This window comes from Flagellimonas hymeniacidonis (genome assembly GCF_008040165.1).
Classification (GTDB): domain Bacteria; phylum Bacteroidota; class Bacteroidia; order Flavobacteriales; family Flavobacteriaceae; genus Flagellimonas; species Flagellimonas hymeniacidonis.
In genome coordinates this window covers 817,619-830,143 of record NZ_VRUR01000002.1, presented here as the reverse complement: position 1 = coordinate 830,143, position 12,525 = coordinate 817,619, and the positions used below count along the sequence as shown (strand labels likewise).

Below are 12,525 nucleotides of genomic sequence, written 5' to 3'. Positions count from 1 at the left end.
AATTTTCAAGCACTTTTGCTTACAGTAAAGGTTTTTCTTTTGATTTTTAGTTTATTGGTGTAATTTCGCCCTACCCTTAATCTAAATTAAATACGAATATTGACCATGAAATGTTTACGAACACTATTTACCATTGCATTACTGACATTTTGCTTTTCGCTCACAGCACAAGAACAAAACGCTGATTCCAAAAACGATGAAACCCTAGTTGGGCAATTTAAAGAACTGGAAAGGAAGTCCGGTAATTATAGGGCCAATGGTATTCGATATGAAGTTGTCCGTTTAGTTGATTTAAACAGAATTAAAGGCAACATCTTCGATTCTATCAATAATGCTCGCGCGACTATAAAGGACTTATCGGCCACTATAGAAGGGAACAACGCCAAGATTGAAGAACTTAATACAAAGTTATCCGAAACCACAAACAACCTTACCACTGTTACTTCAGAAAAAGATAGCATGTCCTTTTTTGGCGCTATGGTAAGCAAGGGAACCTATAAACTAATCCTTTGGTCAATCATTTTAGGGTTATTGTTGTTTTTACTTTTCTTTATATATAGGTTTAGAAATAGCAACTTTTTAACACATCAGGCCAAAACTGCATTGGCTGATGTAGAAAAGGAATTTGAAGACCATAGAAGAAGAGCTTTGGAGCGAGAGCAAAAAATAAGCCGTCAACTTCAAGATGAGTTGAACAAAAGCAAAAAATAATAAAAGCTCCCTTTTAAAGGGAGTTTTTAGATTTTGGCATGGAAATTAAAAAAGCCACCATATCAGATTTAGAACTTATAGCACCCCTATTTGATGAGTACAGGGTCTTTTATGAGCAAGAATCAAATTTAGATGCAGCACGTTCCTTTTTAAAAGAACGCTTTACAAATAAGGAAAACGTAGTATTTCTGGCGCTAGAAAATGGCAATGCTTGCGGATTTACACAGCTGTACAAAACCTTCTCCTCTGTATCCTTACAACCATTTTATATTTTAAACGATTTATTCGTTTTACCAGAATTTCGAAAAAAAGGCGTTGGCGAAGCTTTGCTGAATCACGCAAAAGACTTCTGTAAAAAAAAGGGATATAAAGGATTGGCATTGGAAACAGCTGTGGACAATCCCGCTCAAAAACTATATGAACGATTGGGCTGGGAAAAGGATGAAGCCTACTTGCATTATTTTTGGACTCATAATCAAGCCAAATAACCGCTATCTTTGACCACTTTCTTTACAGGACATGCGGATAGATATTATTACAGTTTTACCAGAATTATTAAAAAGTCCTTTTGAGGCCTCCATATTAAAGCGAGCCATTGAAAAAGGATTGGTAGAAGTGCATTTTCACAACCTCAGGGACTATTCAATAGGAAATTACAAACAAGTTGATGATTATCAATTTGGTGGTGGGGCCGGTATGGTCTTGATGATAGAACCTATAGATAAATGCATCTCCAAACTAAAAGAAGAACGGGATTATGATGAGGTCATCTATATGACCCCAGATGGAAGCACCTTAAATCAAGGAGTAGCCAATGAAATTTCGCTTAAAAAAAATCTGATTATCCTATGCGGTCATTATAAAGGAGTCGACCAACGGGTGCGTGATCTGTTTGTTACTAGAGAAATCTCTATAGGAGATTATGTGCTATCTGGTGGTGAATTGGCTGCAGCAGTCTTGTGCGATTCCATAATTAGATTGCTTCCTGGAGTTTTAAATGATGAGACTTCTGCACTAACGGATACCTTTCAAGATAATTTATTGGCTCCTCCAGTGTACACCAGACCATCAAACTATAAAGGCACAGAAGTACCGGATATCTTATTGACCGGGGATTTTCCTAAAATAGAAAAATGGCGGGAGGAACAAGCCATGGAACGAACTACTAAACTAAGACCAGATTTATTGGAATAATATGGAAACCAATCAATACATACATTTTATAATAAGTGGCTTGATAAATGGATTTGCCCATTTAGCAGTAATTGCTGCGTGTATTATTATTGTAATTAAGCGAAAGAATAGTGCTTCCATTTTAATGTTGGTCGCGAGTATTTTGACCTTGCTTTTTTCTGTGGGCAGCATTATATGGAATAAAATTGCAGCGTATAATGGCGCAGAGTCCCTAGTCCAGGCTACCAAAATCATCAGTATTTTAGGAGCCATACCATATATTCTTTTTGCTTTGGGACTTCTTTTATTTGCAGTAAAGCACGTCAAAAGATTGTCTGCTGGTTAACGTGCCTTTCAAAAAGCGAAAAATACCTTGTCATTTCTAAATATTGCATTATTTTTGCAATCTCAAAATTAACCTCTGACGAAACTCGTGAAAGTTAATCTTGTTAAACGTATAAAAAAGCATAACATGGAATCCTTAATAAAATTTGTTGAAGACGAATTTGTTCCAAAAAAAGATTTTCCAAAATTTTCATCTGGTGATACCATCACGGTATACTATGAAATTAAGGAAGGTGAAAAAACACGTACACAGTTCTTTAAAGGAGTTGTAATCCAGAGAAGAGGAACTGGTGCAACAGAAACTTTTACTATCAGAAAAATGTCTGGTACCGTTGGAGTGGAAAGAATTTTTCCAATCAACATGCCTGCACTGCAAAGAGTTGAAGTAAACAAAAAAGGTAAAGTACGTAGATCTAGAATCTTCTATTTTAGAGGACTTACCGGTAAAAAAGCACGTATTAAAGAGATTAGGGGATAAACCTAATCGCATATACAAATTAAAAGCACCTATTAATAGGTGCTTTTTTTATGAACAATTGTTAATAACCACGGTTCATACGTTGTTGATTTTTAATCCATTACAGAATTTGGAATTCTGCAACTTTATTATACTTTAGTAGGAGAAATAAGAAAGAGATTATATCAAAAGCTTGTTTCTAATTTAAAGTTGACGTTCTTTAAATACTGATGTTTCCCTTTTAATTGGTAACACTACTGATCACAAAAGGAATTTCAAATTTTGGGAAGCCTCGGCGGACCTTAAAGAGAAATAGTAAATTTTATTTGCGGACAGGAGAGCAATTTCCCGTTTTGATAAGATTTAGGAAACTATTAGGACACTTTGCATGATGGTGTTTAGTTGTAAAATTAAAAACATGGTGTTGAGTAAACGTCAAAGGAGCAACGGATGCAATCAATGGTTGCAATTTTGCGGCAACGCAGAATAAAATCTTTTAGCTCTTTTCAGAAAGCCATATCAATGTTCACACATAGATATGGCTTTTGTTTTTTATATTACTTCAAAAAAACGTCCCTTTTTTTAGCAAAATCCCTTAGTATAGCCACAGCCATAAATTGTATATTTGCTCCGCTTAAATAAAAACATTAGATGGCTAAGATTTTTTATACAAAAACCGACGAAGCACCAGCTTTGGCTACCCTATCCTTTTTGCCCATTGTAAAAGCATTTACTAAAACCGCAGATATTACCATAGAAACAAAAGATATTTCCCTGGCTGGTAGAATCGCGGCGGTGTTTCCAGAATTTTTGAATAAAGATCAGCAAATAACAGATGATTTGGCAATTCTAGGAGACCTAGCCAAGACTCCCGAGGCCAATATCATTAAACTACCCAACATAAGTGCTTCCATTCCCCAATTAAAAGAAGCCATAGAAGAATTGCAGCAAAAGGGGTATAAGCTTCCAAGCTATCCAGACGAGCCTCAAAATGATGATGAAAAAGCCATCAAAGCCAGATACGACAAAATAAAAGGTAGTGCAGTAAATCCAGTTTTGCGTGAAGGAAATTCAGATAGGAGGGCTCCAAAAGCAATCAAAAATTACGCAAAGAAAAATCCACACTCCATGGGGGAATGGTCTTCAGATTCCAAAACCCATGTAGCTACCATGTCTCATGGAGATTTTAGGAGTAACGAAAAATCCTTGACCATGAAAAACGCTGATGATGTACGCATTGAATTGGTCGATGCAAGTGGAGGGATTACCGTTTTAAAGGATAACATAACACTCCAAAAGGATGAAATTATCGATACTACGGTAATGAGCAAAAATGCGTTAGTGGATTTCTTAGCAAAGGAAATTGCAGAAGCAAAAAAAGACAATCTCTTACTTTCTCTCCATTTTAAAGCCACTATGATGAAGGTTTCCGACCCAATCATTTTCGGTCATGCATTGGAAACCTATTTTTCGAGTTTGTTTGAGGAGTATGCAGACACTTTCGAATCTCTAGGTATTAATGCCAATAATGGGTTAGAAACACTCTACGATAAATTGCAAGAACTACCAGATGGAAAACGCACAGAGATTGAAAAAGTTATTACGGAAAGTATAGAAAATGGTCCTGATTTGGCCATGGTAAATTCTGATAAAGGAATTACCAATCTTCATGTTCCAAGTGATATCATTATTGATGCTTCAATGCCCGCCATGATCAGAAACTCTGGAAAAATGTGGGATAAAAATGGAAAGCTTCAGGATACAAAGGCCGTAATACCCGATAGTAGCTATGCAGGAATTTATCAAGCCACAATAGACTTTTGTAAAGAACACGGTGCTTTTGACCCCACTACTATGGGAACTGTTCCTAATGTAGGCTTAATGGCTCAAAAAGCTGAAGAATATGGCTCTCATGATAAGACTTTTGAAATTCAAAAACCCGGTACCGTTCGAGTTGTAAGTGCTTCCACTAATGAAACATTGATTCAGCACAAAGTAGATCAGGGAGATATTTGGAGAATGTGTCAAGTTAAAGATGCGCCAATTCAAGATTGGGTAAAATTAGCTGTTTCCAGAGCTAAGGCCACAAACACTCCAGCCGTTTTTTGGTTAAGCGAAGAAAGAGCTCATGACAATCAATTGATTATCAAGGTTAAAGAATACCTAAAAGACCATGATACTCAAGGGCTGGATATAAGAATCCTCTCCCCTATGGATGCAACCAAATTTACTTTGGGACGCATCAAACAAGGAAAGGATACCATATCCGTTTCAGGAAATGTACTTCGAGATTACCTCACAGACCTTTTTCCAATTCTGGAAGTAGGAACCAGTGCAAAAATGCTGTCCATTGTGCCGTTGATGAATGGCGGAGGGCTTTTTGAAACAGGTGCCGGAGGTTCCGCGCCCAAACATGTAGAGCAGTTTTTAGAAGAAGGCCATCTAAGATGGGATTCTTTGGGAGAATTTTTAGCCTTAGGAGTGTCTTTGGAGCATCATGGTGAAAAAAATAATAATAAAAAAGCACTTGTACTTGCCGACGCGCTGGACAAAGCCACTGAAAAATTCTTGGATAATGACAAGTCACCGTCAAGAAAAGTGAACGAATTGGATACTCGTGGCAGTCATTTCTATTTGACCTTGTACTGGGCGGAAGCATTGGCAACCCAAAATGAAGATGCTGAATTGAAATCTACTTTTGTAAAAGTGTTTGAAGCATTGCATTCAAATGAAGGGAACATTACCAAGGAATTGATCAATGCACAAGGCAATTCTGTAGATATAGGAGGGTATTATCTGCCAGATGTCCTTTTGGCATCAAAAGCAATGTGTCCAAGCGAAACGCTCAATCAAATTCTTACCACGATTTCTTAATTGTTTTTTGTTAGATTAAGAATCTGTTAAACCGTTTTTTTTGGTTTGATAATTGTCTATTTTAGAACATTAGGCTTAAATCAAAATGGTTTAGAAGCAAATTGACTTTCCTCGTCCCATAATACTTCAGTAGTATGCGATGAGGTTTAAGTAATTATAAGAAATCATAATACATGTCAAAAAGGCAAATTCTACTTTCTTTTTTATTGATCCTCGAATGCTTTTTTTTACATGCTCAACAAAAATACACCCTAAGCGGCACCATTTCCGAGGCAAGCAGTAATGAAACCCTAATTGGCGTAACCATTGCCTTTCCAAGTTTAAAAACTGGCGTGACCACCAATGAATATGGTTTCTATTCCATTACATTACCCGAAGGAAGCTACAATGTAGTGGTAAGCTATTTGGGCTTTCAAGATATCCGAGAAACCATCACCTTAAATTCAAGCATAAAAAAGGATTTTAATCTTCTTGAGAAAGCGGAACAATTAGAAGAGGTTGTGGTAACTGATGATTCGGAACGAATAGACATACGAAGACCACAAATGAGCGTCAATACGCTGGCTGTTCAGACTATAAAACAGATTCCGGTGGTACTTGGGGAAGCAGATGTTATAAAATCGTTGCTTCTACTCCCCGGTGTAACCAACGCTGGCGAAGCCTCCTCAGGCTTTAATGTTAGAGGTGGCGCGGCAGACCAAAACCTAATCTTACTGGATGAAGCCACAATATTCAACTCTTCTCATTTGTTTGGCTTCTTTTCGGTTTTTAATCCCGATGCTATAAAGGATGTTAAATTATTCAAGGGAGGAATTCCTGCCAGATATGGTGGTAGGGTCTCATCTGTGCTGGAAATATTTCAAAAAGAAGGAAACAGCAAAGAATTAAAAGTGAATGGGGGTATTGGGGCCGTGGCCAGTCGGTTACTTGTAGAAGGCCCCATTACAAAGGATAAAACTGCCTTTTTGGTGGGTGGAAGAGCTTCATACGCACATCTGTTTTTACCATTATTTGATGTAGACAATAAGGCCTACTTTTTTGACCTCAACACGAAAATCAATCATAAAATCAACGATAGAAACAATATTTTTCTCTCTGGTTATTTTGGTCGAGACCTCTTTAGTATTAGCGATAGTTTTGTGAACACCTATGGCAATGCTGTTGGAAATTTTAGATGGAATCATTTGTTTTCGGACAAACTCTTTTCAAATCTATCGGTAATCTATTCTGATTATTCCTATGGTTTAGAACTTGATTTTGTTGGTTTTGAATGGGACTCCGGCATTCAGAATTTTAACCTTAAATATGACCTTAAACACTATATCAACGATTCGTTTCAATTAAACTATGGCCTAAATAATATTTACTACGTATTCAATCCCGGTAAAATAATTCCCAATAGGCCAGATTCCGGAATTGTTGAGGATCAGTTAACCAAAAAATACGCCAACGAAACTGCTGCATATGTTGATGTGGAGCAAAAGGTTACAGAAAGACTGAGCATTAATTATGGACTACGAGTAAGTCATTTTAATAGGCTTGGACAAGATGAATTTTTTGTCTACGAAAATGATGACCCAGTTTTCTTTGATCCCTTTTTGCTTATTTATAGAGAAGGAACCCCAATCGACACCATAAATCCAGGCAGAGGTGGAAGTTTGGAAAAGTTTACCAATTTAGAACCAAGATTTTCTCTTTCCTATAATTTTAATGGGAAAAGATCCATAAAGGCAAGTTACACACGACTAGCACAATATTTGCACCTATTATCCAACACCAACTCTCCTACTCCATTAGATGTATGGACCCCAAGCGGTCCGTTTATTGAACCCCAATTGTTAGATCAATATGCGGTAGGCTATTTTCAAAATATAAATGAGGGGGAATTTTCTTTAGAGACAGAGGTATTCTATAAGGACATTGATAATAGAATTGATTATATAGATGGCGCGGACCTTATTGCAAACAATGCCATAGAACAGGTTATTCTAAATGGTGAAGCCAGAGCTTATGGCTTGGAGTTTTTATTGCGGAAAAACGAGGGGCGATTAAAAGGTTGGCTGGCCTATACCCTTTCCAAATCGGAACAGCGTACCCCTGGAAGAGTTTCCTCTGCTGATGATGGGAGGTCCAATAGGGAAACAGGGATCAATTTTGGGGAGTGGTATAATACACCTTATGATAAAACACATGATATAGCAGTATTTGGGAGCTATGATTTAAATGAGAAATGGAATTTTAATGCAAACTTTGTGTTCCAAACCGGGCAGCCGACCAATTATCCCTTAGGTCAGTTTGAATTTCAAGGCCTTACGGTTCCTTTTTTCGGACTTAGAAATGAGGAACGCTTACCAGATTTTCATAGATTGGATATTTCAGCAACATTAAAACCAAAACGAAATAGTCGCAAAAAAGTAAAATCTGAGTGGGTTTTCAGTATTTATAATGCATACAATAGGAAGAATGCTGCTTCCATAAATTTTAGGGAAGACGAAGACACAGGTAGAAACCAAGCACTTCGAACATCTATTTTTGGGATTATTCCCGCAGTAACCTACAATTTCAAATTTTAAGATTATGAAAAAACGGATTTTTGCACTGTTGGCTTTTTTTATACTCTTTTCTTGTGAAGATGAGATTACGGTTGAATTGCCTGAAGAAGAACCAAGGCTGGTTGTAGATGCATTGCTTAGGGTTGACAAAAGTCTTGAATTTGTTCCTGTGGAAATCAGGGTTAAGGAAACCAGCAATTTTTTTGAAGATAATCCCATTACCCAAGTAGAAAGCATGTCCATTATTTACGGGATTCCTTTGCCAGATGCTCCGGAACTGTTTGAAGAAGTATTTGTATCCAGTCTTTCGGAAGTGCCCGCGGGGAGTGGAATTTACGTTCCTGACCCCAATGCTACCTCAGACCAACGTATAAGAACCACCAATGCCGAACCAGGTTATGTGTTTATTCTTCAAATAACCCATAAGGGAAGGTCTTATTTGGCTAGAACGGAATATGCCTCTAGCCCCCCTCTAGACAATATTGAACAAGGTACAGAAACCCTTTTCGATGAAGATGATATCGAGGTCATCATCACATTCACCGACGACCCAGATAAAAATGATTTTTATGTGTTTGATTTTGATTTTGGCGAATTCCAAGCGTTGGATGACCAGTTCATCCAAGGGCAACAATTTCAGTTTTCCTATTTCTATGACAAAAACCTGACTCCCGGTCAAGATGTTACCATTAGTATTTTAGGAGCCAATCAGGATTTTTATAATTATATGGATTTGTTGATTGAACAAACCGAAGACAATGGCGGTGTTTTTGCTACACCAGTTGCAACCGTAAGAGGTAATGTTTTTGATGTCACCGATTTGGACAATCTTGATGTATTTGACAACGTAGACCAACCCGAAGTATTTGCCTTAGGATATTTCGCGGTGGTTGAAGAGTTTTCGCAGACCATTACCATTGAATAAAAACTAAATTATTTTATACAGCAACAAAATCATCGTTATGCCGACAAGTCCTTGGCATAAGGTTCCCAAGGTGTGTCCCTTTAATGCTGTTTTTACGTCAATATTGGAAAATTGGGATACCACCCAAAAATAGCTATCATTAATATGGGATACCGTCATGGCCCCTGCCCCAATTGCAAGCACAGTAAATGCCTTATCTGTAATGGTTAGCAGACCAAAAGTTTCCAACATCGGTGCAATTATGGCAGAAGTTGTTATAATGGCCACGGTAGAGGATCCCTGAGCGGTTTTTAATACCGCAGCAATAGTAAATGCTATCAGAAGTCCTCCAATGCCAGAGCTGGATTCAAGGTTTATTACAGAAGCAATATCTATAGTTCTTAAAATAGCACCAAAAGCACCTCCAGCGCCCGTAATCAAAACAATCAATCCAGCCTGTTTAAATGCTTCCGTTACCCATCCTTCTTTCTGTTTACTAGGTACTTTCCTTCCCAACATAAATGCAAAAAGCACGCCTACCAATAATGCTATAATGGGATTACCAAAAAAATCAAAAATTTGAAAAACGACCTGCTTTCCCAATGGATAGGTAGGATAATTGACTATGGACTTTAACGCTATCAAACAAATTGGTGCCAATAGGGGTAAAAAAGCTTGAAATGGTTTAATATTACGCTCCTTTTCATCGGTATTTACTCTGGATGTTTCTTCGCTCTCTTTTGTCACCAACGACTTTCCGATGAACTTGGCCCAAAAATACCCCGTTAAGGACACTGGGATAGAAACAAGCAATCCAAAAATCAATACCATTCCTAAATCAGCTTCCAAAATGGCCGCCGCTGCCAAGGGGCCTGGTGTTGGAGGTACAAAAACATGTGCTGCGTAAAGTCCAGTTGCTAAAGAGATGGCAAAGACCAGTACAGGAATACCTGTTTTTTTGCTGATAGCTTTATTTAAAGAGGAGAGAATAATAAATCCTGAATCACAAAAAACGGGAATAGAAATGATATACCCCGCTAGATTCATGGCCAAAGGCGAGCGCTTTAGCCCAATCATTTTTAAAATAGCATTGGCCAACACTTTGGTTGCCCCAGTCTTTTCTAAATAAATACCGATTACCGTACCAAAGGCAATGACCAGACCAATCCCTGATAAGGTTTTTCCAAAACCCTCCCCAATCGTGGACATGATATCGTTTGGTGCAAGACCAAGAAGAAAACCAGTTGCAACAGCCGCAAGGGTAAGCGAAAAAACAGGATGCATCTTAAATCGTACAGTGGCAACAATTATAAACAAAACCACTACTCCCAATACTATTAGTTCCATACCTAATTTATCTACTAAAGCGAATAAATATAAGCTAATATTCCTACTTTAGCTTGGCATGAGAACGGACAAACAACTTTTAGCAAAAGGACTGAAATACATAGGTTTTACGGTTGGATTAATGTTTTTAGCCCCTTTTGTCATATACCAGGCTTTTAAAAATCAAGAGCACGTTGCTTACATTCCGGTGTTAATCATTGGACTGCTTTTGGCCATAACAGCAATCGGTTTTGGTTTTTACACCATTAAAATTTTTATGGAAGCCATTTTTGGAAAGAAACCCAAAAGCTAATTTTTATCAGGAGAATTGTTTTTCCATTTATTGCTAAGCTGCGCATAATCATAATCCAAAACAGATTCTTGGCGTTCTAATTTCTTGGCTGCGAATGCGCGCTGTAAAATATCTTCAATAAGATAATCCTCATGGATTTTCTCTGGATGGAACTCTTCCTTAATGCTAATTTTAAACGCTTTCGCCGTAGTGTTGTACCAAAACGCGCGCCAACCATTTCGCAATTCCTTGACCAAGTTAAAGGCTGTTTTTCCCGTTTGGCGGTAAATTAGTTTGATTAAAATCTGACCTTCTGTTCGAGTCAATTTTTTAAGCTTATCAGAAAATTCACCTTCAATATATTTTTGAACCTCTTTTGTGTATTTCTTCCGATGTCTTTTCTTTTTTATTTTAGTCAAGCTATCATTTAATTCCACCAACCGTTCTGCGGCAAGTTTTGCATACGGATATACCTTTAAGGTTTTTCTACGAAGTATATAATATCTGAGTTTTTCCTTTCTATCGGCAAACTCTAGTTTACCAAAAATAAAAACCTCGTCAAGCGCTATAGAGCTATACAAAATAGAATCACCCTCAAACCTAACGTAGTAATCTGCAACCGAATCTTTAGCAGACTCTTGGGAAAAGCCTAAACCGAAGATCAGTAAAAAAACAAAAACCAAACTGTAACGAAACATTTGAGCCATTTAGCAAAAGTCCTGTCAAAATTAAGGATAAACCTAGGATTTGGCTATTAAATAAAAGTGAATATTGTTATGTTTGTGGACTAAAATATATACATGGCAGCTTCAAAAATCATTACCGCTAAGTCTTTAAAATTCTTTGAAAAATACCTAAATAATGCTTCTCCAACGGGTTACGAATGGGAAGGGCAAAAGATTTGGATGGATTATTTGAAGCCTTATGTGGATGAATTTATTACCGACACCTACGGTACTGCGGTTGGAGTTATCAATCCTGATGCGAAATTTAAAGTTGTCATTGAAGGACATTCCGATGAGATTTCTTGGTACGTAAATTATATCACGGATAATGGTTTACTTTATGTAATTCGCAATGGAGGTAGCGACCATCAAATTGCTCCATCAAAATGGGTGAATATCCATACCAAAAAAGGAATTGTAAAGGGTGTTTTTGGATGGCCTGCCATCCATACCAGAAATAAAAGTAAGGAAGAGCCACCAAAATTGGATAACATCTTTATTGACATAGGCGCTAAGGATAAAGAGGAAGTTGAAAAAATGGGTGTTCATGTAGGCTGTGTAATCACTTATCCAGATGAATTTCAAGTACTGAACAAAAACAAGTTCGTTTGCCGTGCCATAGACAATCGAGCAGGCGGTTTTATGATTGCCGAAGTGGCTCGTTTGCTCCATGAAAACAAAAACAAATTACCTTTTGGACTATACATTACCAACTCTGTGCAAGAAGAAATTGGGTTGCGTGGTGCCGAAATGATTACCCAAACCATAAAACCGGACATTGCCATTGTCACAGATGTTTGTCATGACACCACCACCCCCATGATCGACAAAAAGAAAGAGGGTGAGACCGCTATGGGCTCTGGGCCCGTGATTTCTTACGCTCCAGCTGTACAAAACAAATTAAGAGAGCGTATTATTGAGACAGCCGAGGCTAAAAAGATACCTTTTCAACGCCTGGCCTCATCACGATACACGGGAACCGATACGGATGCCTTTGCCTATAGCAATGGTGGGGTAGCCTCAGCTTTAATTTCGTTGCCGCTACGCTATATGCATACTACTGTTGAGACGGTTCATAAGGACGATGTGGAAAACGTTATTCGATTGATTTATGAAACGCTGTTGACCATAAAAGAGGGCGAGACGTTTAGCTATTTTGATTGATC

The 12,525-nt window shown here is 37.8% G+C and carries 12 protein-coding genes; 10 read left to right on the top strand and 2 right to left on the bottom strand.

The features are described from left to right. Positions 1–105 precede the first annotated feature (105 nt). The 8 genes from FVB32_RS12640 (at position 106) to FVB32_RS12605 (ending at position 9,037) form a co-directional block, all read left to right on the top strand. The gene (locus tag FVB32_RS12640) at positions 106–711 is read left to right on the top strand and encodes a tRNA (guanine-N1)-methyltransferase (protein WP_147744156.1); all 606 of its coding nucleotides are present in this window, start codon (positions 106–108) and stop codon (positions 709–711) included. Between the two features lie 38 nt (positions 712–749). Further along, positions 750–1,199 (top strand): GNAT family N-acetyltransferase, encoded by a 450-nt coding sequence (locus tag FVB32_RS12635; RefSeq protein ID WP_147744155.1) that lies wholly within the window; start codon positions 750–752, stop codon positions 1,197–1,199. A gap of 31 nt (positions 1,200–1,230) precedes the next feature. Continuing rightward, a complete protein-coding gene (trmD, locus tag FVB32_RS12630; protein WP_147744154.1) occupies positions 1,231–1,905 on the top strand; it encodes a tRNA (guanosine(37)-N1)-methyltransferase TrmD in 675 nt (224 codons plus the stop codon). 1 nt (position 1,906) lies between these two features. Next, positions 1,907–2,230 (top strand): hypothetical protein, encoded by a 324-nt coding sequence (locus FVB32_RS12625; RefSeq protein ID WP_147744153.1) that lies wholly within the window; start codon positions 1,907–1,909, stop codon positions 2,228–2,230. Positions 2,231–2,356: 126 nt separating this feature from the next. Further along, a complete protein-coding gene (gene rplS, locus FVB32_RS12620; RefSeq protein ID WP_147744152.1) occupies positions 2,357–2,707 on the top strand; it encodes a 50S ribosomal protein L19 in 351 nt (116 codons plus the stop codon). A 630-nt stretch (positions 2,708–3,337) separates the two neighbouring features. Continuing rightward, a complete protein-coding gene (locus FVB32_RS12615) occupies positions 3,338–5,560 on the top strand; it encodes an NADP-dependent isocitrate dehydrogenase (protein ID WP_147744151.1) in 2,223 nt (740 codons plus the stop codon). Positions 5,561–5,733: 173 nt separating this feature from the next. Next, a complete protein-coding gene (locus FVB32_RS12610; RefSeq protein ID WP_147744150.1) occupies positions 5,734–8,133 on the top strand; it encodes a TonB-dependent receptor in 2,400 nt (799 codons plus the stop codon). Positions 8,134–8,137: 4 nt separating this feature from the next. Further along, complete coding sequence (locus FVB32_RS12605) at positions 8,138–9,037, top strand: DUF4249 family protein (RefSeq protein WP_147744149.1); 900 nt, start codon at positions 8,138–8,140, stop codon at positions 9,035–9,037. 3 nt (positions 9,038–9,040) lie between these two features. On the opposite strand, the gene FVB32_RS12600 is transcribed toward FVB32_RS12605, so the two are convergent. Next, a complete protein-coding gene (locus FVB32_RS12600) occupies positions 9,041–10,363 on the bottom strand; it encodes a GntP family permease (protein ID WP_147744148.1) in 1,323 nt (440 codons plus the stop codon). A gap of 58 nt (positions 10,364–10,421) precedes the next feature. On the opposite strand from FVB32_RS12600, the gene FVB32_RS12595 reads away from it, so the two are divergent. Then, positions 10,422–10,655 carry a DUF6095 family protein gene (locus tag FVB32_RS12595; RefSeq protein ID WP_147744147.1) on the top strand — a complete coding sequence of 78 codons (234 nt, stop codon included), beginning with the start codon at positions 10,422–10,424 and terminating at the stop codon, positions 10,653–10,655. On the opposite strand, the gene FVB32_RS12590 is transcribed toward FVB32_RS12595, so the two are convergent. Beyond that, a complete protein-coding gene (locus FVB32_RS12590; RefSeq protein ID WP_147744146.1) occupies positions 10,652–11,332 on the bottom strand; it encodes a DUF4294 domain-containing protein in 681 nt (226 codons plus the stop codon). The genes FVB32_RS12595 and FVB32_RS12590 overlap by 4 nt on opposite strands. Before the next feature lie 102 nt (positions 11,333–11,434). Here FVB32_RS12590 and FVB32_RS12585 point away from each other — a divergent pair, with 102 nt between their 5' ends. Next, the gene (locus tag FVB32_RS12585) at positions 11,435–12,523 is read left to right on the top strand and encodes a M42 family metallopeptidase (protein WP_147744145.1); all 1,089 of its coding nucleotides are present in this window, start codon (positions 11,435–11,437) and stop codon (positions 12,521–12,523) included. Positions 12,524–12,525 lie beyond the last annotated feature (2 nt).

Bases quoted from the DNA above. Each gene is read 5' to 3' on its own strand.
- FVB32_RS12640 (WP_147744156.1), top strand. From the start codon at position 106: ATGAAATGTTTACGAACACTATTTACCATTGCATTACTGACATTTTGC.
- FVB32_RS12635 (WP_147744155.1), top strand. From the start codon at position 750: ATGGAAATTAAAAAAGCCACCATATCAGATTTAGAACTTATAGCACCC.
- trmD (WP_147744154.1), top strand. From the start codon at position 1,231: ATGCGGATAGATATTATTACAGTTTTACCAGAATTATTAAAAAGTCCT.
- FVB32_RS12625 (WP_147744153.1), top strand. From the start codon at position 1,907: ATGGAAACCAATCAATACATACATTTTATAATAAGTGGCTTGATAAAT.
- rplS (WP_147744152.1), top strand. From the start codon at position 2,357: ATGGAATCCTTAATAAAATTTGTTGAAGACGAATTTGTTCCAAAAAAA.
- FVB32_RS12615 (WP_147744151.1), top strand. From the start codon at position 3,338: ATGGCTAAGATTTTTTATACAAAAACCGACGAAGCACCAGCTTTGGCT.
- FVB32_RS12610 (WP_147744150.1), top strand. From the start codon at position 5,734: ATGTCAAAAAGGCAAATTCTACTTTCTTTTTTATTGATCCTCGAATGC.
- FVB32_RS12605 (WP_147744149.1), top strand. From the start codon at position 8,138: ATGAAAAAACGGATTTTTGCACTGTTGGCTTTTTTTATACTCTTTTCT.
- FVB32_RS12600 (WP_147744148.1), bottom strand. From the start codon at position 10,363: ATGGAACTAATAGTATTGGGAGTAGTGGTTTTGTTTATAATTGTTGCC.
- FVB32_RS12595 (WP_147744147.1), top strand. From the start codon at position 10,422: ATGAGAACGGACAAACAACTTTTAGCAAAAGGACTGAAATACATAGGT.
- FVB32_RS12590 (WP_147744146.1), bottom strand. From the start codon at position 11,332: ATGTTTCGTTACAGTTTGGTTTTTGTTTTTTTACTGATCTTCGGTTTA.
- FVB32_RS12585 (WP_147744145.1), top strand. From the start codon at position 11,435: ATGGCAGCTTCAAAAATCATTACCGCTAAGTCTTTAAAATTCTTTGAA.